Annotated in this window: 20 protein-coding genes and 2 pseudogenes; 10 read left to right on the top strand and 12 right to left on the bottom strand. The window is 73.9% G+C overall.

Annotated elements, in window-relative coordinates:
* Positions 1 to 166: 166 nt before the first annotated feature.
* Positions 167 to 1,159 carry a DUF8017 domain-containing protein gene (locus CCN33_RS18415; protein ID WP_086694676.1) on the bottom strand — a complete coding sequence of 331 codons (993 nt, stop codon included), beginning with the start codon at positions 1,157 to 1,159 and terminating at the stop codon, positions 167 to 169.
* 118 nt (positions 1,160 to 1,277) lie between these two features.
* Between CCN33_RS18415 and CCN33_RS18410 the strand changes: the two genes are divergently transcribed.
* Complete coding sequence (locus CCN33_RS18410; RefSeq protein WP_030808882.1) at positions 1,278 to 1,730, top strand: DUF4442 domain-containing protein; 453 nt, start codon at positions 1,278 to 1,280, stop codon at positions 1,728 to 1,730.
* A 6-nt stretch (positions 1,731 to 1,736) separates the two neighbouring features.
* Here CCN33_RS18410 and CCN33_RS18405 read toward each other — a convergent pair whose 3' ends face one another.
* Positions 1,737 to 2,408 carry an MBL fold metallo-hydrolase gene (locus CCN33_RS18405; RefSeq protein WP_086694675.1) on the bottom strand — a complete coding sequence of 224 codons (672 nt, stop codon included), beginning with the start codon at positions 2,406 to 2,408 and terminating at the stop codon, positions 1,737 to 1,739.
* Positions 2,409 to 2,567: 159 nt separating this feature from the next.
* On the opposite strand from CCN33_RS18405, the gene CCN33_RS18400 reads away from it, so the two are divergent.
* Positions 2,568 to 3,221: a DedA family protein gene (locus tag CCN33_RS18400; RefSeq protein WP_086694674.1), complete on the top strand. Its 654-nt coding sequence runs from the start codon at positions 2,568 to 2,570 to the stop codon at positions 3,219 to 3,221.
* A gap of 26 nt (positions 3,222 to 3,247) precedes the next feature.
* Here CCN33_RS18400 and CCN33_RS18395 read toward each other — a convergent pair whose 3' ends face one another.
* A complete protein-coding gene (locus CCN33_RS18395) occupies positions 3,248 to 3,775 on the bottom strand; it encodes a gamma carbonic anhydrase family protein (protein WP_086694673.1) in 528 nt (175 codons plus the stop codon).
* Positions 3,776 to 3,930: 155 nt separating this feature from the next.
* Between CCN33_RS18395 and CCN33_RS33555 the strand changes: the two genes are divergently transcribed.
* The 3 genes from CCN33_RS33555 to CCN33_RS18380 all read left to right on the top strand — a co-directional run bounded on the left by CCN33_RS33555 (position 3,931) and on the right by CCN33_RS18380 (position 6,020).
* Positions 3,931 to 4,695: an acyltransferase gene (locus CCN33_RS33555; protein WP_086694672.1), complete on the top strand. Its 765-nt coding sequence runs from the start codon at positions 3,931 to 3,933 to the stop codon at positions 4,693 to 4,695.
* A 163-nt stretch (positions 4,696 to 4,858) separates the two neighbouring features.
* Positions 4,859 to 5,431: a helix-turn-helix domain-containing protein gene (locus CCN33_RS18385; protein WP_086694671.1), complete on the top strand. Its 573-nt coding sequence runs from the start codon at positions 4,859 to 4,861 to the stop codon at positions 5,429 to 5,431.
* Between the two features lie 34 nt (positions 5,432 to 5,465).
* A complete protein-coding gene (locus tag CCN33_RS18380; RefSeq protein ID WP_086694670.1) occupies positions 5,466 to 6,020 on the top strand; it encodes a YbaK/EbsC family protein in 555 nt (184 codons plus the stop codon).
* On the opposite strand, the gene CCN33_RS18375 is transcribed toward CCN33_RS18380, so the two are convergent.
* Positions 6,017 to 6,424, bottom strand: a complete 408-nt coding sequence (locus CCN33_RS18375) for a CoA-binding protein (RefSeq protein WP_086694669.1) — start codon at positions 6,422 to 6,424, stop codon at positions 6,017 to 6,019. The genes CCN33_RS18380 and CCN33_RS18375 overlap by 4 nt on opposite strands.
* 141 nt (positions 6,425 to 6,565) lie before the next feature.
* Here CCN33_RS18375 and CCN33_RS18370 point away from each other — a divergent pair, with 141 nt between their 5' ends.
* A complete protein-coding gene (locus tag CCN33_RS18370; protein ID WP_086694668.1) occupies positions 6,566 to 7,303 on the top strand; it encodes a hypothetical protein in 738 nt (245 codons plus the stop codon).
* An 80-nt stretch (positions 7,304 to 7,383) separates the two neighbouring features.
* Here the strand turns inward: CCN33_RS18370 and CCN33_RS18365 are convergent, their stop codons facing one another.
* Positions 7,384 to 9,366 (bottom strand): APC family permease, encoded by a 1,983-nt coding sequence (locus CCN33_RS18365; protein ID WP_208621793.1) that lies wholly within the window; start codon positions 9,364 to 9,366, stop codon positions 7,384 to 7,386.
* 123 nt (positions 9,367 to 9,489) lie between these two features.
* On the opposite strand from CCN33_RS18365, the gene CCN33_RS18360 reads away from it, so the two are divergent.
* The 3 genes from CCN33_RS18360 (at position 9,490) to CCN33_RS18350 (ending at position 14,346) form a co-directional block, all read left to right on the top strand.
* A complete protein-coding gene (locus CCN33_RS18360) occupies positions 9,490 to 10,116 on the top strand; it encodes a YigZ family protein (protein ID WP_086694667.1) in 627 nt (208 codons plus the stop codon).
* Between the two features lie 79 nt (positions 10,117 to 10,195).
* Complete coding sequence (locus CCN33_RS18355; protein WP_086694666.1) at positions 10,196 to 11,359, top strand: exonuclease SbcCD subunit D; 1,164 nt, start codon at positions 10,196 to 10,198, stop codon at positions 11,357 to 11,359.
* The gene (locus CCN33_RS18350; protein ID WP_086694665.1) at positions 11,356 to 14,346 is read left to right on the top strand and encodes an AAA family ATPase; all 2,991 of its coding nucleotides are present in this window, start codon (positions 11,356 to 11,358) and stop codon (positions 14,344 to 14,346) included. The genes CCN33_RS18355 and CCN33_RS18350 overlap by 4 nt, the downstream gene beginning before the upstream one ends.
* A 4-nt stretch (positions 14,347 to 14,350) precedes the next feature.
* On the opposite strand, the gene CCN33_RS18345 is transcribed toward CCN33_RS18350, so the two are convergent.
* The 6 genes and pseudogenes from CCN33_RS18345 to CCN33_RS18320 all read right to left on the bottom strand — a co-directional run bounded on the left by CCN33_RS18345 (position 14,351) and on the right by CCN33_RS18320 (position 20,373).
* Positions 14,351 to 15,589, bottom strand: coding sequence for a cytochrome P450 (locus CCN33_RS18345; RefSeq protein ID WP_086694664.1), 1,239 nt, complete (start codon positions 15,587 to 15,589; stop codon positions 14,351 to 14,353).
* Between the two features lie 43 nt (positions 15,590 to 15,632).
* Positions 15,633 to 17,028 (bottom strand): annotated as a pseudogene (locus tag CCN33_RS18340) (NAD(P)/FAD-dependent oxidoreductase).
* Entirely contained in the window at positions 17,018 to 17,278 is a 261-nt protein-coding gene (locus CCN33_RS18335; RefSeq protein ID WP_086694663.1) for a ferredoxin, read from the bottom strand. Before CCN33_RS18335 ends, CCN33_RS18340 begins: the two are co-directional and overlap by 11 nt.
* A 105-nt stretch (positions 17,279 to 17,383) precedes the next feature.
* On the bottom strand, positions 17,384 to 18,055 hold the full coding sequence (locus CCN33_RS18330; protein WP_086694662.1) for a hypothetical protein: 672 nt from the start codon (positions 18,053 to 18,055) through the stop codon (positions 17,384 to 17,386).
* Between the two features lie 90 nt (positions 18,056 to 18,145).
* Complete coding sequence (locus CCN33_RS18325) at positions 18,146 to 19,834, bottom strand: DUF885 domain-containing protein (RefSeq protein WP_086694661.1); 1,689 nt, start codon at positions 19,832 to 19,834, stop codon at positions 18,146 to 18,148.
* A gap of 53 nt (positions 19,835 to 19,887) precedes the next feature.
* Positions 19,888 to 20,373 (bottom strand): Lrp/AsnC family transcriptional regulator, encoded by a 486-nt coding sequence (locus CCN33_RS18320; protein WP_086694660.1) that lies wholly within the window; start codon positions 20,371 to 20,373, stop codon positions 19,888 to 19,890.
* A 59-nt stretch (positions 20,374 to 20,432) separates the two neighbouring features.
* Between CCN33_RS18320 and CCN33_RS18315 the strand changes: the two are divergent.
* Positions 20,433 to 21,272: pseudogene (locus CCN33_RS18315) on the top strand (trans-sulfuration enzyme family protein); the annotation flags it as partial.
* Between the two features lie 44 nt (positions 21,273 to 21,316).
* Here CCN33_RS18315 and CCN33_RS33085 read toward each other — a convergent pair.
* Entirely contained in the window at positions 21,317 to 21,559 is a 243-nt protein-coding gene (locus CCN33_RS33085) for a PLP-dependent transferase (protein WP_244173854.1), read from the bottom strand.
* Between the last annotated feature and the right edge of the window lie 64 nt (positions 21,560 to 21,623).

Genomic DNA, 21,623 nt, shown 5'->3' with positions numbered 1-21,623 from the left:
CCCCCGGCCGGCGCCTTCGGCATCGGCTGACACCGCCTTCGCCGTGTCCCGGCGGCGCAGCCGCCGGAGGTCCGGGATCAGGAGGACCAGGGCGGAGGAGTCCGGGATCAGCGGCCGACTGTGGCCGGGCGACCCCGCGACCGCCAACCCGATCACGCGCCCTCGGTCAGCTCTCCGTGGGGTCCCCGTGCAGCCGCACCGAGGACAGGATCTTCATGATGGTCGCCGTGTCGACCTCCTCCTTCACTCCCTTGGCGCCGTAGAGGTCGAACGACACGATGTCCTGCGCGGAGTTGCGGAAGGCGAAGGAGATCGCCTTGCCGTCGCTCGCGCACTTGCCCTTCTGCGGGCTGCCCGACGAACGCGCCCACGCGTACGCGCCCTTGACGCCGGAGGACGTGGTGAAGGGCTTGGTCTTCTTGTCGTAGGTGAGGCTCTTCTTGTCCGGCTGGGTGTAGCCGCCGTACACGTACCACGGCACCCGCATCACCGCGGCCTGCTCGGGGCTCTTCGCGCCGCTCTCACCGCGGGTACCGGCCACCGCCAGCGAGGTGTCCTCCGTACGGCCGTCCTTGTCGCTGTCGTCCGTGCACCACTTGGACTTGTAGACGGCGGGCGCGGACACCGAGGTGATCAGCTTGTCGTCGTCCGCGTGGTCCTCCATGAAGTAGGAGGTGTCCGTGGACTCGAGCTGCCACTCCGGCGGCACGTCGAACGCGGTGCCGAACTTCGGGTTGACGACGACCTTCCAGCCCGCGACGACCGGCTTCTCCCCCTCCCCGCCACGCGGGTTGTCGTCCGGCGCCGACGAACTCACCGTCGGCTCGGGCGTGGGCGACTGGCTGGTCCTCTTCCCGCCCTTGGCCTCGTCGCGGCCGTCGTCCTTGGAGCCGAGGACCAGATACCCCGTCACCCCGGCGGTCACGACGACCGCGAGGGCCGACACGATGGCGACGACCTTGACCCGGTTGCTCCCGCCCGGCTTGTGCGGCGGCTGCGTCGGCGGCCCCCACTGGGGCTGCTGCCCGTACGGGTTCGGCTGCGGGTACTGCTGGTAGCCGGGCTGCTGATACGGATTCGGCTGCTGGTAACCCGGCTGCTGGTACGGGTTGTCCTGCGGGTTCTGCGCGCCCCCTGGCGGCTGCTCTCCTGGCCACATGGCCAGAACCCTAATGCGCCACGGGACACGTTTCGGTCACCGTCCCTCGTCAGGGGCGTACCGAATCGGTCGGGACCGGGGCTGGCCAGGTCTGCTACCCGTCGGTAACATCACGGCCATGACAGTTGAGAGCGCCTCCATGGGCGACATGCTGGCCGCCGCGGTGCCGATGGTGCGGACCCTGAACCTGGAGTTCATCGAGGTCACCCCCGAGCGCGCGGTGCTCCGGCTGCCGGACCAGTCCGAGTACCACAACCACCTGGGCGGCCCGCACGCCGGCGCGATGTTCACGCTGGCCGAGTCCGCGAGCGGGGCCATCGTGCTGACCGCCTTCGGCGAACAGCTCTCGCGTGCCGTGCCGCTCGCGGTGCGCGCCGAGATCGACTACAAGAAGCTCGCCCTCGGCCCGGTGACCGCCACCGCGACCCTGGGCCGCCCGGCCGCCGAGGTCGTGGCCGAACTGGACGCGGGCAGCCGCCCGGAGTTCCCGGTCGCCATCACCATCCAGCGCGAGGACGGCGCCGTCTCCGGCGAGATGACGGTTGTCTGGACCCTGCGGCCGAACGGCTGACCTCGCTCACCGTGTCGCGGCGGCCGCTGCCCGCAGGGCCGCCGCCGCGCCGTGGACGACCGGCTCGCCGTGTCCGAAGACCGCCGTCTCGGCGTCCAGCGCGGCGAGCCGGTGCAGCGACTCGACGGCCCGCCCGCGGTCGGTGTTGAAGACGCCCAGGGTCGTCCGCCCGACGTTTGCGACCGCGTCCCCGGTGAACAGCACCCCCGGCCCCGGCAGGTGGACGGCGATCGACCCGTCCGTGTGGCCGGGCACCGCGACCACCACCGCCCCGCCGCCGAAATCCAGCGTCTCGCCGTCCGCCACCTCCCGGTCCACCCGGCACGGCGGAGCCGGGGGCAGGGCGGGGACCCCCGCCCGGATCGGGATCTCGAACTCCTCCAGCACCGGCGGCGCCCCGGCCGCCTCACCCCGGATCACCGGCGCCTCCAGCCGGTGCGCCACCACCTCGGCCCCGTGCCGGGCGGCGAGACCGGCCGCCGAGCCGGTGTGGTCCTCGTGCCAGTGCGTGAGCACGATCCGCCGCAGCGCTCCGTCCAGCGCCTCCTCGATCTCCGCCGCGGCCCCCGCCGTCCCGGAGTCGATCAGCGTCAGCTCGTCACCGTCCCGCCACAGATAGGCCGCCCCCACCGGGAAGCGGAGCATGCGGAGGCGGGGCAGTACCTCGACCAGGTCCATGCCTCCAGCCTGCGCGCCCGGCCGCACCGCCATGCGCCCGTTCGCCGTGGGCTCAGCGGCCGTGCCCGCCGGCGGTGCGCGGCGACCGGGTAGCCTTCCCAGGGGGTGCGCACACACGGCGCGCCCAGCGGGGTGCGACAGCGACTGGGAGGAACCGCGGTGCACGTGCAGGAATGGCTCGACTCGGTGCCCGCCGTCGCCGTCTACGCCCTGGTGAGCCTGGTGATCGGGCTGGAGAGCCTCGGCATCCCGCTGCCCGGCGAGATCGTCCTCGTCTCGGCCGCGCTGATGTCCTCCCAGCACACCGGGATCGACCCGTTCGTGCTCGGCGCCTGCGCCACGGCCGGCGCGGTGATCGGCGACTCCATCGGCTACGCGATCGGCCGCAAGGGCGGGCGCCCGCTGCTGGCCTGGCTGGGGCGGAAGTTCCCGCGCCACTTCGGCGAGGCGCATGTCGCCACCGCCGAGCGGTCGTTCGAGAAGTGGGGCATGTGGGCGGTCTTCTTCGGCCGCTTCATCGCCCTGCTCCGCATCTTCGCCGGGCCCCTCGCGGGCGTCCTGCGCATGCCGTACTGGAAGTTCCTGATCGCCAACGTGCTCGGCGGTGTCGTCTGGGCGGGCGGCACCACGGCCGTCGTCTACTACGTCGGCACGGTCGCGGAGGACTGGCTCAAGCGGTTCTCCTGGGTGGCACTGGTCGCCGCGATCGTCGTCGGCCTCGGCTCCTTCGTGGTCATGAAGCGCCGCTCGCAGCGCAAGGAGTCCACGGACCAGACCCCCGAGCCCGAGCCGGTCGGCGCCGACCAGGCGTAGGGGCCCTGCCCGCGCTCCGGCCCCGCCTACTCGTGCACGGCCCGGTGCGTCTTCGCCAGGTCCGCGTACAGCGTGCCGTTGAGGGTGACGCCCTGCCGCTCCTCCTCCGACAGCTCCCGGCGGACCTTCGCCGGGACCCCCGCGACCAGCGAACCGGGCGGCACGACCATGCCCTGCGGGACGAGGGCCTGGGCGGCGACCAGGGAACCGGCGCCGATCACCGCGCCGTTCAGCACGGTCGCCCCCATGCCGATCAGGCAGTCGTCCTCGACCGTGGCGCCGTGCACCACGGCGTTGTGGCCGACGGAGACGCGCTCACCGATCGTCAGCGGGAAGCCGGGGTCCGCGTGCAGGGTGACGTTGTCCTGGATGTTGGCGTCCGCGCCGACGGTGATCCGCTCCACGTCACCGCGCACCACGGCCCCGTACCAGACGCTCGCGCCCGCCCGCAGCGTCACGTCGCCGATCACCGTGGCGTTGGGGGCGACGAACGCCTCCGGGTCGATCGCCGGTTCCCTGCCGCCGATGCCCACGATCAGGGCCTTGTGCGTCATCCGTGTCCACCGTCTCTCTGCCGGGCGAAAATCGGGCCGGACCGCGCCGGGCGGTCTCCCCGCGCACGGTAGGGCATCGCGGGCCCGGCCGGATGGGGTGAAGATCACAGGCGTCCGGCGCCTCGCGGTGAGTGACCGCTGAGTAACGTGGGCGGGTGCCGAAGCCCGAGAACACGTTCACCTCCTGGCGGCAGGGGCTCGCCCAGCGTGCCGTCCATGCCGCATGGGGCTGGGCGCAGCGCCGCGGCGCGGTCACCGCCGGGCATCCGGGCCGCTTCCGGTTCGGCGCCATCGGTGAGGCCACCCGGCTCGCCTTCCCGCTCGGCACGGTCTTCGGCGAGCCGTGGATCACCCTCGGCTCGCACTGCATCATCGCCGAACAGGTCACCCTCACCGCCGGTCTCATGCCCGACCTCGACCTCGGCCCGGACCCGATCCTGCGCATCGGGGACGGCGTGGTCCTCGGCCGGGGCAGCCACGTCATCGCGGACACCACGGTCACCATCGGCCGCGACTGCTACTTCGGCCCGTACGTCTACGTCACCTCCACCAACCACTCCTACGACGACCCGCACGAGCCCATAGGCCGGCAGTGGCCCCGGATGGAGCCCGTGGAGATCGGCCCCGGCTGCTGGATCGGCACCGGCGCGGTGATCCTGCCCGGCGCCCGGATCGGCCGGAACGTGGTGGTCGCGGCCGGCGCGGTGGTGCGCGGCACGGTCCCCGACCACGCCGTGGTCGCCGGGGCGCCCGCCCGTGTGGTGCGGCGCTGGACGCCCGAGGAGGGCTGGCAGCCACCGCTGCGCACCCCCGCCCCGGTGCCGCCCCCGGCCGGGGTCACCGGAGCGCAGCTGGGTGCGCTGGCGGCACTGGACGAGGAGCAGGTGGAACAGCTCGCCAGACTGGACGCGGAGGGCTGAGCGGGCGAGCGCGTGCCCCGTACCGGACCGCGCAGTACAGTGCGGTGCACGGCCGGGTGCGGCGCGCCGCCGTCCCGGGCACCCGATCCGGTCATTCCTTCCCGTGACCGGCGAGGCCCCCGTGGCCTCCGTGACTCCCGATGTGATCTGCAATGGACGTGATGTGGCGGACCTCGACCTGCTGACCCGGTCCCTGGCGCGCAATGTCCGCCGCTGGCGCTCCGAGCGCGGCTTCACGCTGGACACGCTGGCCGCCCGCGCCGGGGTCAGCCGGGGCATGCTCATCCAGATCGAGCAGGCCCGCACCAACCCCAGCATCGGCACCGTCGTCAAGATCGGCGACGCGCTCGGGATCAGCGTCACCACGCTGCTCGACTACGAGCAGGGACCGCGCGTCCGGGTCGTCCCCGCCGACCAGGCGGTCCGGCTCTGGCACACCGAGGGCGGCAGCTACAACCGGCTGCTGGCCGGCACCGAGGCGCCCGGCCCGCTGGAGCTGTGGGACTGGAACCTGATGCCGGGCGAGCACAGCAGCGCCGACCCGCACCCCTCCGGCACGGTCGAGCTGGTCCACGTCACCTCCGGTGAGCTCACCCTGGAGGTCGACGGGGTGCGGCACGCGGTCCCGGCCGGGGCGAGCGCCACCTTCGAGGCCGACACCCCGCACACCTACGGCAACGAGGGCGACGTACCGATGCGGATGGTGATGGCGGTCTCGGTGCCCCCGGTGCGCTGAGGGCCGCCCCCGCGACGGCTGTTACGGTGCCGCCATGCGCGCCCCCATCGGAGACTTCGACAACGCCGTCCCCGCCCCCGAGGCCCTGGCCGAACTGACCGCACCGGTCGCCGAGGCGGTACGGAACTGGCGGGGGTCCGTCCCCGCCGAGCGGATCCTCTACGTCGACACCGACCCGGACCTCGCGGACACGGCCGTCTTCGTCCAGCACTACGGCGCCGACCTGCCCGACCTGAGCGCCAACTGCGTGGTGGTCGCGGGCAAGCGCGGCGGCGAGACCACGCTCGCCGCCTGCCTGGTGCTGTCCCGGACCAAGGTCGACGTCAACGGCACGGTCCGCCGCCAACTAGGCGCCCGCAAGGCGTCGTTCGCCCCCATGGACCTGGCGACCGGCGAGACCGGCATGGAGTACGGCGGCATCACCCCGCTCGGACTCCCCGCCGCCTGGCCGGTATTGGTCGACTCCGCCGTGCTGGACCTGCCCTACGTCCTGGTCGGCAGCGGCCGCAGGCGCGGCAAACTCCTGGTGCCCGGCAAGGCGTTCGCCGAGATCCCCGGCGCGGTCGTGATCGAGGGGCTGGGCGTCTAACCCAGGCGGGGGATCTCGATCGCCGGGCAGGCGTCCATCACCATCTCCAGACCCGCCGCCCGCGTCCGCTCGTACGCCGCCTCGTCCACCACGCCGAGCTGGAACCAGACCGCGCGGGCGCCCATGGCCACCGCCTCGTCGGCCACCGCGCCGGCCAGCTCGCTGTTGACGAACACGTCGACCACGTCTACGTCGAACGGGATGTCGGCGAGGCTCGCGTACCCCTGCTCGCCCCCGACCGGCTCGGCCTTCGGGTGCACCGGCACCACCCGCTTGCCGTACCGGCGCAGCACCTCGGCGACCCCGTAGGCGGCACGGGACCTGTTGTTGGAGAGGCCGACCACCGCCCAGGTGTCGCCCAGACCGGTCAGGATGGTGCGGATCGTCGCCTCGTCGCCGTACACGGCGGCCTCCTCCAAGCGCGGGAACTGTGCCGTGGGGGACAACAGCGGGTGCCGCGCGCCGATTCCCCCGCTTGCCCGCCACGCTGTCCGGAATCGGCACAAGGTGCTGCGGCCGGGCCTTGGCGCGCCTACGCTCGCTGCGTGCTGCGCATCCTCGACGCCCGGACCGGTGAGTCCGTCCCCGCCACCCCCGCCCGCCGGGGCCTGACCCGAGTGGAGGCCCACGCGGGCGGCCTCGACCTGACGGCGCTGCGGGTGCTGCTCACCGCCGACCTCCTCGTCCGCGCCCTGGAGCTGGGCGGCACCCCCGTCTGGACCATGCTCACCGCACCTCGCGAACAGGCCGAACTCGGTACGGCGGCCACGGCGTTGAGCATCCGCCCCTTCGAGGACAGCCGGGATGTCGCGTCGGGCCTGGGGGAGGCCCAGGTGGTGCATGTGCGGGCCGCGGCCGAGGAGCCGCCCGCGGCCGGAGTGGTGGTGGCCGTCGCCCCGGCCGGGTGGGACGGGGGCGGTGAGGACCTGCAGGAACTTCTGGCGGACCCCGGTGCCCTGCGCCTGGCCCTGCTCTCCGTCCCGCGCGACGAGCCCGCCGCACTGGACGCGGGCGTACTGGAGGAGGCCGCGCGGACCGCCTCCGAGTGGCGGACCGGCGTGGCCCGCTGGGCGAACCAGCCCTCGCGCCCGGTGCCCGAGGAGGTGCGGACCCGGCTGCGCGCGGCCTGGGAGGACGACCTCGACCTGCCCGGCGTCCTCGCCGTGCTGCGGGAGGTGGCGAGCGCCGAGGACCTCCCCGACGGTGCCCGCTTCGAGACCTTCCTCTACGCCGACCGCCTCCTCGCCCTCGACCTCGCCGGGGAGCTGGGCAACCCCGGCTGAGCCCAGGGCCTGTCTTCCGGACCAGGCCGGCTCGGGCGGACGGCACCTGCGCTACCCCGGCGAGATCCGGAAGCCAGGCCCTAGCCGACGTGGACCCAGGGCCTCCGCTCCGGGTCCGGTTCCGCGCGGCGCAGTACCTCGCGGGTGACCGGTGCCGCCTCTCCGTTGCCGAAGACCAGGAACTGGAGCAGGTGGCCGATCGGGTTGCCCTCGGTCCAGTTGAAGTAGACGTGCGGCACCTTGCCGGTGCGGTCGCGCAGGGCGAGCAGGACGGCCGCGATGGTGTTGGGCACGGTCGGCCCTTCCGCGCGCAGCCGTCGTACGCCGTGTTTCTCGTCGCCGTGCACCGTGATCTCGGCGGTGAAGTCGGAGGAGTCCCGCACGAACACCTCCAGGAACACCACCGAGGCGCCCTTGGGCAGCCGGGTGTGCTGGCGCTGCTCGCGCTCCTTCTCGCGGTACTCCCGACTGCTGTGCTCCTGCGGCTCGTTGGCGATGAGCTGGAGCGGGCCGTGCTCGGCGGCCTCGTCGATGATGCGCAGCGCGGCCTCGTCGAACACCACGTCCGTGGCGCGGAGTTCGAAGGCGCGGTGCACCCGGGAGCCGAGCGAGGTGAGCATGATCAGCACGATGAAGATGGACGCGATCTTGATGCCGTCCGGCCGCTCGATCACGTTGGCGACCACGGTGTAGGCGAAGACGACGGTGATCGTGCCGAAGCCGAGGGTGGCCGCCCGGTGCCCGCGCCGGTGCACCGCCACCGTGGAGGCGAAGGCCGCCGAGAGCATCAGCACCAGCACGCCGGTCGCGTACGCCCCGCTCTGCGCGTCCACGCTCGCGTGGAACCACAGGGTGATCAGCACGGCCGCCACCAGGAACACCAGCACCAGTGGCCGCACCGCGCGCGTCCACTCCGGGGCCATGCCGTAGCGGGGCAGATAGCGCGGGACCAGGTTGAGCAGTCCGGCCATCGCCGAGGCGCCCGCGAACCACAGGATGGTGATGGTCGACAGGTCGTACACCGTGCCGAAGATCTCGCCGAGGTACTGGTGGGCGAGGTAGGCGAGGGCGCGTCCGTTGGCCGGGCCGCCGGTCCGGAAGTCCTTCTCGGGGATCAGGATCGTCGTCGCCAGGCTGGAGAGCAGCAGCAGGCAGCTCATGATCAGCGCGGCCGTGGTGAGCAGCTTGCGGGCGCCCCGGATACGGCCCGCCGGGTTCTCGAAGGTGTCCTGGGGATCGCCCTTGATCTGCGGCATCACCGCCACGCCGGTCTCGAAGCCGGACATGCCGAGCGCGAGCTTGGGGAAGACCAGCAGGGCCACGCCGAGCATGGCGAGCGGGGAGGAGTGCTCCGCCGTCATCAGGTGCGTCCAGTCCTCGATCCGCACCGGGTGGGTGAGGACCTGGTAGGCGCAGACGGCCAGGACCACCACATTGAGCGTGAGATAGGTGGCGACCAGGACGACGGCGATCCCGATGGCCTCCTGGAAGCCCTTCAGGAAGACCGCGCCGAGCAGTCCGAGCAGGACCAGGGTGATCCAGACGCCCTCGCCCTCGGTCCAGTGCGGCGCGAACGGGTTCTCCATCACATGGGCCGCCGCGTCCGCCGAGGACAGCGTCATGGTGATCATGAAGTCGGTGGCGGCGAACCCCAGCAGCACCAGTACCAGGATCTTCCCCGACCACCAGGACAGCAGCCGCTCCAGCATGGCGATCGAGCCCTCGCCGTGCGGGCTCTCCCGCGCCACCCTGCGGTACACCGGGAGCGCGCCGAACAGGGTCAGCGCGATCAGCACCAGGGTCGCCAGCGGCGAGAGTGCGCCGGCCGCGAGGGCGGCGATGCCGGGCTGGTAGCCGAGCGTGGAGAAGTAGTCGACGCCGGTCAGACACATCACCCGCCACCAGGGGTGGCCCTCGTGCTCCTGGGGCGGGGTGCGGTGCGGCCCGGGATGGCGGGCGGTCCGCTCGCTCAGGCCCTCCAGCAGCCAGCCTCGCAAGCGGGCCCGCACCGAGTCCGGGGCGGGTCCGCCGGGCTCCGCGGGCTGCACGGGGACGCTGGTCATACGCTGCTGCCTCCTTACCCACGGCCCACCGCGCGGGCCGTCCGATCGCTGAGCGCGTCTGCCCCGCATCCTCCCCCGCACACCGGGGCCGGGCGGGCGCGGCGCTCCGCATAGGCTGGCGGGATGCAGGACGAGTACCGCACAGTGGCCCGCGCGGGTGTGCACGAGACCGAGATCAACCGCTCCCGCTTCCTGTGCGCGCTCGCCCCGGCCGCCACCGAGCGGGAGGCGCAGGAGTTCATCGCCGGGGTCCGCAAGGAGCACGCCGACGCCACGCACAACTGCTGGGCGTACGTCATCGGCGCCGACGCCTCCACCCAGAAGGCCAGCGACGACGGCGAGCCCGGCGGCACGGCCGGCGTGCCCATGCTCCAGATGCTGCTGCGCCGCGACATGCGGTACGTCGTCGCCGTCGTCACCCGGTACTACGGCGGGGTGAAGCTCGGCGCGGGCGGCCTGATCCGGGCCTACGGCGGCTCGGTCGGCGAGGCGCTGGACGCCGTCGGCACCCGCACCCGGCGCCGCTACCGGCTGGCCACGGTGACCGTCGACCACCAGCGCGCCGGCAAGGTGCAGAACGACCTGCGCGCCACCGGCCGCGAGGTCCGCGACGTCCGCTACGGCGAGGCGGTCGCCATCGACATCGCCCTCCCGGACGCCGACGTCGACACCTTCCGGGGCTGGCTGGCCGACGCCACGGCCGGCTCGGCGGGCCTGGAGCTGGGCGGCGAGGCGTACGGGGACGCCTGATCCGGGCCAATCGGGCATACCGCTCAAATCCGAAGCGACCGGAGCGCGTTGTCCGACCCTGCCGTTAGTCTCGGGGTCCATGAGACTCCTGCACACCTCCGACTGGCATCTCGGCCGGGCCTTCCACCGGGTGAGCATGCTCGGCGCCCAGACCGAGTTCATCGGTCACCTCGTCGCCACCGTGCGCGAGCGAGCCGTGGACGCCGTCGTGGTGTCGGGAGACGTGTACGACCGCGCGGTACCCCCGCTGGCCGCGGTCGAGCTGTTCGACGACGCCCTGCACCGGCTCGCCGGGCTGGGTGTGCCCACCGTGATGATCTCCGGCAACCACGACTCGGCCCGCCGCCTCGGCGTCGGCGCCGGACTCATCGACCGCGCGGGCATCCACCTGCGCACCGACCCGACCGCCGTCGGCACCCCGGTCGTCCTCGCCGACGCCCACGGCGACGTGGCCTTCTACGGGCTGCCCTACCTCGAACCGGCCCTGGTGAAGGACGAGTTCGCCGTGCCGAAGGCCGGACACGAGACCGTGCTCGCCGCCGCCATGGACCGGGTGCGCGCCGACCTCGCCGGCCGCGCCCCCGGCACCCGCTCGGTCGTCCTCGCCCACGCCTTCGTCACCGGCGGCGAGGCCAGCGACAGCGAACGGGACATCACCGTCGGCGGAGTGGCCGCCGTGCCCGCCGGGGTCTTCGCCGGCGTCGACTACGTCGCCCTCGGCCATCTGCACGGCTGCCAGCGGATCAGCGAGCGCGTCCGCTACTCCGGCTCCCCGCTCGCCTACTCCTTCTCCGAGGCCGACCACCGCAAGAGCATGTGGCTCGTCGACCTGGACGCCGAGGGCGCGGTCACCGCCGAGCGCCTCGACTGCCCGGTGCCGCGCCCGCTGGCCCGCCTCCGGGGCACGCTGGAGGAGCTGCTCGACGACCCCGCGCTGAGCCGCCACGAGGACGCCTGGGTCGAGGCCACCCTCACCGACGCCGTCCGGCCCGCCGACCCCATGGCCCGGATCGCCGCCCGCTTCCCGCACACCCTCAGCCTGGTCTTCGCCCCCGACCGCGCCCCGGACGACCCGGCCGTGTCCTACGCCCGGCGTCTCGCGGGCCGCAGCGACCAGCAGATCGCGGAGGACTTCGTCGCCCATGTGCGCGGCGCCGCCCCCGACGGCCGGGAGACCGAGGTGCTGCGCGACGCCTTCGACGCCGTGCGCGCCGACGACGCGGTGCGGGAGGTCGCCCGATGAGGCTGCACCGGCTCGACATCACCGCCTTCGGCCCCTTCGGCACCGCCCAGAGCGTCGACTTCGACGCGCTCTCCGCCGCCGGCCTCTTCCTGCTGCACGGCCCGACCGGCGCGGGGAAGACCTCCGTCCTGGACGCCGTCTGCTACGCCCTCTACGGCTCCGTCCCCGGCGCCCGGCAGGGCGGCCAGGGTACCCACCTGCGCAGCGACCACGCCGAACCGGGCACCCGTACCGAGGTCCGTCTCGAACTCACCGTCGCCGGACGCCGGTTGGAGATCACCCGGCAGCCCCCGTGGGAGCGCCCCAAGAAGCGCGGCACCGGCACCACCCTCGACAAGGCCCAGACCTGGCTGCGCGAGTACGACGCCGTGCGCGGCACCTGGAAGGACCTCAGCCGCTCGCACCAGGAGATCGGCGAGGAGATCACCCAGCTCCTCGGCATGAGCCGCGAGCAGTTCTGCCAGGTCGTGCTCCTGCCCCAGGGCGACTTCGCCCGCTTCCTGCGCGCCGACGCCGAGGCACGCGGCAAGCTGCTCGGCCGCCTCTTCGACACCCAGCGCTTCGCCGACGTGGAGAAGCGGCTCGCCGAACGCAGGCGTGCCACCGAGGCACGGGTGCGCGAGGGCGACACCGCGCTGCTCGCCGACGCCCACCGCATGCAGCAGGCGGCGGGTGACGCCATGGAGCTGCCCGGGCTCGCGCCCGGCGATCCGGGCCTCGCCGTCGCGGTCCTCGGGGCGGCGGCCGTGGCCCGCAGCACCGCCCGCGAACGCCTCACCATCGCCCACTGCGGCCTCACCGCCGCCGAGTCCGCCCACACCCGCGCCCAGGAGGAACTGGCCGAGGCCCGCGAACTCGCCCGGCTCCAGCACCGGTTCACCGAGGCCCAGGACCGCGCCGCGCGCCTCGCGGAGCGGGCGGGGGAGTACGAGGAGACGCGGGCACGCATGGAGCGCGGCCGCAAGGCCGAGACCGTGGCGCCCGCACTGGAGCTGCGCGAGGAAGCGGAGAACGCGCACCGGCGGGCCGCCCTGGCCGAGGCGGACGCCCGGCGCGCGCTGCCGGAGGACCAGGCCGACTCCGGCGCCCCCGGCCTCGCGGCAGCCGCCCGCCGCGCCGCCGAGGAGCTGGGCTCCCTCGCCTCCGCCCGCCGCGCCGAGCACCGGCTCACCGAACTGCTCGCCGAGCGCGCCGGGCTCGACCGCGAGGAGCGCGCGGACGAGGACACCGCGCGCGAGGCGGATGCCTGGCTCGACGGCTGGGAGCCCGCCCGCGCCGCCCTCCAGGCCCGTATCGACGCGGCACGGGAGGCCGCCTCCCGTGCCGAATCCCTCGCCGCCCGGCGCGACCCCGCCCGGCGGCGGCTCGACGCGGCCCGCCGCCGCGACCGGCTGACCTCCGACGTCGCGGCCGCCGAACGCCAGGCGCTGGACTCCGGGCAGCGCGCGCAGAAGCTGCGCGGACACTGGCTCGACCTCAAGGAACAGCGCCTGGACGGCATCGCCGCCGAGCTGGCCGCCCACCTCACCGACGGCGCCCCCTGTGCCGTCTGCGGGGCCACCGAGCACCCCGCCCCGGCCCGCAAGGACGCCGGACACGTCGACCGCGAGGCCGAACAGCGCGCCTTCGACGCGCACCAGGAGGCCGAGCGGGAGCACGTCGAGCAGGAGCGCCGCGGCACCGAGCTGCAAGCCGCGCTGGACGCCGTCACCGCCGAGGTCGGGGACACCCCCGCCGACCGCATCGCCGCCGAAGTCACCCAGCTGGAGCGGGAGTACGAGCAGGCCCGCCGGGACGCCTCCGCCCTGCACGCCGCGCACGAGGAGCTGCGCCGGGCCGAGACGGAGCGCGAGCAGCGGCTCCAGGCCCGCCAGCAGTCCGCCGTACGGGCCGCCGCGCGGCTCACCCGGCGCGACACCCTGGACCGCGAACAGGCGATCCTCCAGGCAGAGTTGACGCGGGCGCGCGGAGCCGCCGAGAGCGTCGCCGCCCGTGCCGCCGAACTGGAGCGGCTCGCGGCCGTGCTCACCGAGGCCGCCGACGCCGCCCGTACGGCCGATGAGGCGGCCGTCCGCCTCAAGGACGCCGACGCCCGCCTCGCCGACGCCGCCTATCGCGCCGGGTTCGACACCCCCGGCGCGGCGGCCGGGGCCCTGCTGGACCCCGCCACCCACCGCGCCCTCCAACACCGCCTGGACGAAAGGCAGTCGGAGGAGTCCGCCGTACGCGCCGTCCTCGCCGAGCCCGAGACGGTGGCCGCCTCCAGGCGGGCCCCCGCCGACCTCGTCGCGGCGGGAGAGCGCGCGGCCGGGGCCGAGCGGCGGCTGCGGGAAGCCGCCTCCGCCCGTGACGAGGCCGCCCGCCGCACCACCGAGCTGGACCGCCTCTCCGCCCGCGCCGAGGACGGCGCCCGGCGCCTCGCCCCGCTGCGCGAGGAGTACGACCGGGTGGCCCGGCTCGCCGCCCTCGCGGCCGGCACCAGCGCGGACAACGAACGCCGGATGCGCCTCGAGTCGTACGTCCTGGCCGCCCGCCTCGAACAGGTCGCCGCCGCCGCGACCGCGCGCCTGCGGCTGATGTCCGCCGGGCGCTACACCCTCGTCCACTCCGACGACCGCAGCGGACGCGGGCGCAGCGGGCTCGGGCTGCACGTGGTGGACGCGTGGACCGGCCGGGAGCGGGACACCGCGACCCTGTCCGGCGGCGAGACCTTCTTCGCCTCGCTCGCGCTCGCCCTGGGCCTCGCCGACGTGGTCACCGACGAGGCGGGCGGGGTCCGGCTCGACACCCTCTTCATCGACGAGGGCTTCGGCAGCCTGGACGACCAGACGCTCGACGAGGTCCTCGACGTGCTGGACTCGCTGCGCGAACGCGACCGCAGCGTCGGCATCGTGAGCCACGTCGGCGACCTGCGCCGCCGCGTCCACGCCCAGTTGGAGGTCGTCAAGGACCGCACCGGGTCCTCGCTGCGCCGGCGCGGGGTCTGAGGGGTCAGGGCAGCACGCCGTCGACGGCGACGGGCAGATGGCGCGGCCCGCGCAGCACCGCGTTCGGCCGGTACGGCGGCGGGTCCGCCACGAGCCGGGGATTCTCCAGCCGCCGCGCCAGCTCGGCCAGCGCGATCTGCGCCTCCAGCCGCGCCAGCGGCGCGCCGAAGCAACTGTGGATGCCGCTGCCGAAGCCGAGGTGCTGGAGGTCGTCCCGGTCGGGGTCGAACCGCTCGGGGTCCTTGAAGCGCTCCGGGTCCCGGTTGCCCGCGGCCAGCATCAGCCAGATCCGGGAGCCCTTGGGGATGGTCACCCCGCGCACCTCGATGTCGGTGATGCAGGTGCGCTGCGGCACGAGCTGCACCGGAGGCTCGTAGCGCAGCAGCTCCTCCACGATGCTGACCGCCAGCTCCGGCTCCTCGCGCAGCCGCTGGAGGTACTCGGGGTGCCGCAGCAGGGTGAGCATGCCGTTGGCGATCAGATTGACGGTGGTCTCGTGACCGGCGATCAGCAGCAGGACGGCCGTGCTGAGCACCTCCATCATGGTCATGGCACCGTCCGGCCCCTTTCCGGCGGCCAGGTCGGACAGCATGTCGTCGCGCGGGTCCTTCGTGCGCTCCTCCGCCAGCCCGGCCAGGTACATGCCGAGCTGGGTCCGCGCCTCCTGCGCCTTCCGCAAGAAGTCGGGGTCCGCGCCCTGCCGGGTCTCCGGGTCGAGGCTCGCCACCACCGGGTCCACCCAGGACCTGAACCGGGGCTCGTCCTCGCGGGGCACCCCGAGCAGCCGGCAGATCACCGTCACCGGGAACGGATAGGCGAACTGGTCCACCAGGTCGATCTCGGTCGCGCCCGCGAGTCCGTCGATGAGCTCGGCGACCATGGCGTGCAGCTCGCCCCGCATGCCGTCGATCCGGCGCGGCTTGTGCGGCGGACCGAACGCGCTGTTGGCGATGCGCCGCAGCCGGTCGTGCTCCGGCGGGTCCAGCCGGATGAAGGACGGCGGCAGCCCGGTGTTCTCCGCCTGGTTCAGCTCGTCGGCGCCCGCCGCCGTCAGGTTCGTCGCGTCGGAGCTGATCCGGGGGTCGTGCAGCAGGCTCTCGATGTCCCAGTACGAGGAGATGACGTACGGGTCCCCGTCCTCCTCGTGCAGTACCGGGGTGCGGCGCAGCTCGGCGTAGAGCGGGTAGGGGTCGGCGCGGTTGGCGAAGTCGGTGATCCGGGCCACCAGGGAGGGTTCGGTCATGGCATGTCCTTGGAGCGTCGGGAGCGGCGGGGCCGGACGGGGGTCAGTGGTGGCCGGGGGTGAAGACCAGCCTGCGGTCCGCCGGTGAGTAGCCGCTGAGGGTCACGGTCGGGCCGTGGGTCGGCAGGGACGGGTCGGGGAAGTCGGCCGGGACCGCCTTGCGCCCCTCCGGGCGCCGGTCCACCGTGGGGTACTCCACCGGGAAGGGCGCGCCCTGCTCGATCTGCCGCTGGCAGTACTCCAGCCAGCGGGCGTTGTCGAAGGTCACGCCCGCCACGATCCGGCCCTTGTACCCGTACACGCCGACGAACCGGCGCTCGGCCGTGGACCCCTGGATGATCATCAGCTCGTCGCCCATGGGCGGCACGCCCACCGACTTGATGTTCACCCCGAACTGCGAGGACCAGAAGGCGGGCATCCACATGTGCGGGCGCCGGTCGGAGGCGGGACAGATCATGTTGTGCGCGGCCGTCTCCGCCTGCGCCACCGCGTTGCCCCAGTGCTCCAGCGACAGGAACTGGTAGCCGAACAGCGCGTGCGGGGAGCGGGCCACGTCACCGGCGACGAACACGTCGTCCGTGACGATCCCCCGGAAGTCGAACGCCCGGCAGCCCGCGTCGCTCGCGATGCCGCGCGGCCCCGCCCCGAGCCCCGAGCCGGTCAGCCACTCGGTGTTGCGCAGCGACCCCAGCGAGACCACCACGACGTCCGCCTCGACCACGCTCTCGTCGGACAGGTGCACCGACCGCACCCGGCCCATCGGGTCGCCCTCCAGGGCGGTGACGGTGACATGGGTGCGCAGGTCGGTGGACGCCGTTCTCCAGATGGAGGTCGGCGGCGACCGCCCCGATCACCCCGCCGAGCGCCCCCACCAGCGGGGCCCCCGCGCGCTCCGCGACCGTGACCTCGAGACCCATCTCCCGGCAGGCGGACGCCACTTCGGACCCCGCGAACCCGGCGCCGATCACCACGACCCGCTTCGCCCCGGCCCGCAGCCGCTCGGTGAGGGCGATCGCGTCGTCACGGGTGCGCAGCACGAAGACGCCGTTCAGCTCGGCCTCCTCCGGCACCGGCCAGGGGCGGGCGCGCACCCCGGTGGCGATCAGCAGCCGGTCGTACTCCACCTCCTCGCCGTCGGCGAGGAGCACCCGCTTGCCCGTCAGGTCGAGCCCGGCCGCCGGGACCCCGAGCCGCCACTCGGCGTCCAGGTGCCGGCGCCGGGGCAGCTCGGTGTGCCGCGGGGACGCCTTGCCCAGCAGTACCGCCTTGGACAGCGGCGGCCGGTCGTACGGCCCGTACGGTTCGTCGCCGATCAGGGTGAGGGAACCGGTGAAGCCCTCCGCGCGCAGCGTCTCGGCCGCCCGCAGCCCGGCCAGCGAGGCGCCGACGATCACGATGCGGCCCTCGCGGCGCAGCCAGTCCACGTAGTCAGCGGCCATCGCGCGGCTCCCAGGGAGTACCGGAGAAGACCTGCACGGGCTCGACGGGCGCGCCCTCGTGCAGACCCTCCACCGTGATCGCCTGCACCGGGCAGGCGGCGGCGGCGCGGGCCACCGCGTCCCGCTCCTCCTCGGCGGCGAGCGGGTTGTAGAGCAGAGCCTCCTCACCGTGCATGGTGAACACGTCGGGGGCGAGGAACGCGCACTGGGCGTATCCCTGGCACTTGTTGAGATCGACGACGATCCGCATAGGCGCTGCGCCCTTTCCGGTGGTCTGGTCCGGCCGTCCCCCGACAGCATCGGCGCGCCGGTGCCGGGGCCGCGCGCCGGGACGCGCCGATCGGGTGAGCCCCGGTCAGGCCGGAGTCACCCGCCGCCGGCGCCCGCCGGCCAGCAGGATGTGCACGCTCAGCAGCAGCGACCAGGCGGGGAAGACCAGTTCTGCCCAGGGCACGTGGGAGGCGACGAAGAGCAGCAGCAGCGCGGTCACCGCGCCCACCGCCGTCAGCCAGCGCGGCAGCACGCCCATCCGCGTGCCGATCACCGACATGGACGACACGAAGACGGCCGCCATCCGCATCGCGTAGTCCGTAAGCAGCGTGTACGCGAAGTGCCGGCCGAAGTCCCAGGTGGTGAGCGAGGGCGCGCTGCCGGCGGGGTGGGCCACGGCCAGCACCGCCGTGGCGGAGGCGGCGGCGCCGAAGAGGGTGGCGGTGAAGACCAGGCCGCTGCCCAGCAGGACGGTCGCCAGGAACCGGTCCTCCGCGTCGCCCACGTGCGCGCGCACCGCGCCCAGGAACCACAGGAAGAAGATGCCGGCGAAGGGGACCAGCGCCAGCGCCGCTCGTACCGCCTCCCGCCGGGTGGGGTCCGTGAACCCCTCGGCGTCGGCCGCGTCGGCCCCCTCAGGGACGCCGAGCCGCAGCAGCACGATCATCGCCGTCAGCAGCAGCGCGAACACCACCCCGGCCAGCCCGGCCGCCCGGGGCGTCTCCAGCGCCCTCCGGTCCGGCCCGTTGCGCTGCATGAGTGGCCCACCTCCCTCGTGCGACGGCCCCCGCACCAGCAAGCAGCCGGTACGGGGGCCACGCCACCCGGGCAGGGCCGTACGGCCGAGTCAGAGCCGGGACAGCTCGTCCACCAGGTCGTCCAGGCCGAGCGAACCCTGGGACAGTGCCGCCATGTGCCACGCCTTCGGGTCGAAGGAGTCGCCGTGCCGCTCCCGCGCCCGCTCCCGGCCGAGCAGCCAGGCCCGCTCGCCCAGCTTGTAGCCGATCGCCTGTCCCGGCATCGTCAGATAGCGGGTCAGCTCGCTCACCACGAAGTCCGCCGGACGGCTGCTGTGCGCCCGGAAGAACTCCTCCGCGAGCTCCGGCGTCCACCGCTCACCGGGGTGGAAGGGCGAGTCCGCCGGGATCTCCAGCTCCAGGTGCATACCGATGTCGATGATCACCCGGACCGCGCGCATCATCTGCGCGTCCAGATAACCGAGCCGCTCCTCCGCGTCCGTGAGATAGCCCAGCTCGTCCATCAGCCGCTCCGCGTACAGCGCCCAGCCCTCGGCATTGGCGCTGACCATGCCCACCGTGGCCTGGTAGCGGGACAGGTCCGCCGCGACGTGCGCCCACTGCGCGATCTGCAGGTGATGGCCGGGCACGCCCTCGTGGTACCAGGTGGAGACCAGGTCGTACACCGGGAACCGGGTCTCGCCCATCGTCGGTAGCCAGGTCCGGCCCGGCCGGGAGAAGTCCTCCGAGGGACCCGTGTAGTACGGGGCCGCCGCCCCGCCCGGCGGGGCGATACGTGACTCCACCCGCCGTACCCGTTCGGCCAGTTCGAAGTGGGTGCCGTCCAGATCGGCGATCGCCCGGTCCATCAGGCCCTGCAGCCACTCCCGGACCTCGTCCACGCCGTCGATGTGCCGGCCGTGCTGGTCCAGGTGCGCCAGCGCCACCCACGGCGTCCCGGCGCCCGGCAGCACCTTCTGCGCCTCCTTCTCCATCTCGCCGAGCAGGCGGTGGAATTCCGACCAGCCGTAGGCGTACGCCTCGTCCAGGTCCAGGTCGGTGCCGTTGAAGTAGCGGGCGCAACGGGCGTACCGCTCACGGCCCACGGTGTTCGGGGCGTCCGCGACGGCCGGGGCGTACACGTCCCGCATCCAGTCGCGCAAGGAAACCACCGAGGCCGTCGCCGCGCGGGCCGCCTCGTCCAGCTCCGCGCGCAGCGCTTCGGGGCCGGCCGCGGCGAAGTCCTCGAACCAGCCGCGCCCCTCGCCGGTGTCCGCCCACTCGGTGAGCTGCTCGACGAAGGTGGCCGTCGGCCGGGGCGCCGCGTGCAGACCGCGCTCCAGACCGAGGGCGAGGGAGGCGCGGTAGCCCTCGTAGGCCGCCGGCACCGCGCGGAGCCGCTCGACGAGGGCCGCCCAGTCCTCCTCGGTCTCCTGCGGGGTCACGGAGAAGATGTCCCGCACCGAGTGGCCGGGTGTGTGCATGTTGCCGACCGCGCGCAGGTGTTCCTGCGCGTCGTGCATGGCCAGTTCGGCGGTCAGACGCTCCCGCAGCAGCCGCCCGCAGCGGCGCTCGGCGTCACTGTCCGCGCCGGGCAGGCGCTCGGCCTCGTCCAGCCGGGCGAGCGTCGTACGCGCCAGGCCGGCCAGGGCCTCCTGGCCGGCGGGGGAGTAGTCGGGCAACCGGCGGGAACTCTCCCGCACACCGAGGTACGTGCCGGTGACCGGGTCGAGGGCGATGAGGTCGTCCACATAGGCGTCGGCGACCTGACGGGGCAGCAAGCTCTTGGTGTCGGACATGGCGCCCATCCTGATACCAGGGGTGCGTCCGCGTCACCCGTGCACCGGTGATTTCAGCTCTCGGCATGACCGGGCGGCAGCAGCGGCCCGCACTCCCACTGCTGGAAGATCAACCGGGTCTCGACCCGCGCCACTTCCCGGCGCGAGGTGAACTCGTCCAGCACCAGCCGCTGGAGGTCGGTCATGTCGGCGACCGCCACATGCACCAGATAGTCGTCCGGGCCGGTCAGATGGAACACCGTCCGCGCCTCCGGCAGCGCCCGCACCCGCTCCACGAACGGCCCGACCAGCTCCCGCCGGTGCGGCCTGACCTGCACCGACAGCAGCGCCTGCAGGCCCCGGCCCAGCTTCGCGGGGTCCAGCCGGAGCTGATGGCCGAGGATCACGCCCGACCGGCGCAGCCGGGCCACCCGGTCCAGGCAGGTCGACGGCGCCACCCCCACCCGCGCGGCGAGATCGCGGTACGTGGTCCGGGCGTCGTTCTGCAGCAGCCGGAGCAGATGCAGATCCACCGGGTCCAGTACGACGGAGGCGTCCATCGGCCGAACGTAACACGGCTCATCGCCCCCTGAACCCGTCCGGTGTTCACCCTACGGTCATGGAATCGAGCAGCAACGGCGCCGCCGACACCGTACGCAGGGCACTGGCCACCGAGGCCGTGCACGCCGGCCGGGAGGACCTGACCGCACAGGGCCTGCACACCCCGCCCATCGACCTCTCCACCACCTACCCCTCCCACGACAGCCGGGACGAGGCCGCGCGCATCGACGCCTTCGCGGCCGAGGGCATCCTCCCCGACGGCCCGCCCGTCTACGCCCGGCTCGGCAACCCCACCGTGGCCCGCTTCGAGACCGGCCTCGCCCGCCTCGAAGGCACCGAGTCCGCCGTCGCGTTCGCCAGTGGCATGGCAGCGCTCAGCGCCGTGCTGCTCGCCCGCTCGGCCGCCGGCCTGCGCCATGTGGTCGCGGTCCGGCCGCTGTACGGATGCAGCGACCACCTGCTGACCGCCGGACTGCTGGGCACCGAGGTCACCTGGACCGACCCGGCCGGGATCGCGGCGGCGCTGCGCCCCGACACCGGTCTGGTGCTGGTCGAGTCCCCGGCCAACCCCACCCTCGCCGAGGTCGACATCCGGGCCGTCGCCCACTCCTGCGGGACCGTACCGCTGCTCGTCGACAACACCTTCGCCACGCCCGTGCTGCAACGTCCGGCCGAGCACGGCGCGCGGCTGGTGCTGCACAGCGCCACCAAGTACCTCGGCGGGCACGGCGACGTGATGGCCGGAGTGGTGGCCTGCGACGAGGAGTTCGCCGGGCAGCTGCGGCGGATACGGTTCGCCACCGGCGGGGTGCTGCACCCGCTGGCCGGCTATCTGCTGCTGCGCGGTCTGGCCACGCTGCCGGTCCGGGTCCGCGCGGCCTCCGCGACCGCCGCCGAGCTGGCCCGCAGGCTCGCCGCCGACCCGCGCGTGGCCCGCGTCCACTACCCGAAGCTGGGCGGCGCGATGGTCGCCTTCGAGGTGCACGGCGACCCGCACGAGGTGATCGCCCGCGTCCGGCTGATCACCCCGGCGCCGTGCCGGTCGACGGTGTCCACGATGCGGTGGCTGATGGACGCCGGGTGCTGGATGAGGGTGTCGACGCTGCCCAGGCTGACCGCCGGGGTGATCAGCCGGACGCGGGCGATCACCTCGTGCGGGTCGCCGTGCACCTCGAAGGCGACCATCGCGCCGCCCAGCTTCGGGTAGTGGACGCGGGCCACGCGCGGGTCGGCGGCGAGCCTGCGGGCC

The sequence above is a fragment of the Streptomyces recifensis genome (assembly GCF_002154615.1).
Taxonomy (GTDB): domain Bacteria; phylum Actinomycetota; class Actinomycetes; order Streptomycetales; family Streptomycetaceae; genus Streptomyces; species Streptomyces griseoluteus.
This window is presented reverse-complemented; position numbering and strand designations above follow the sequence as displayed.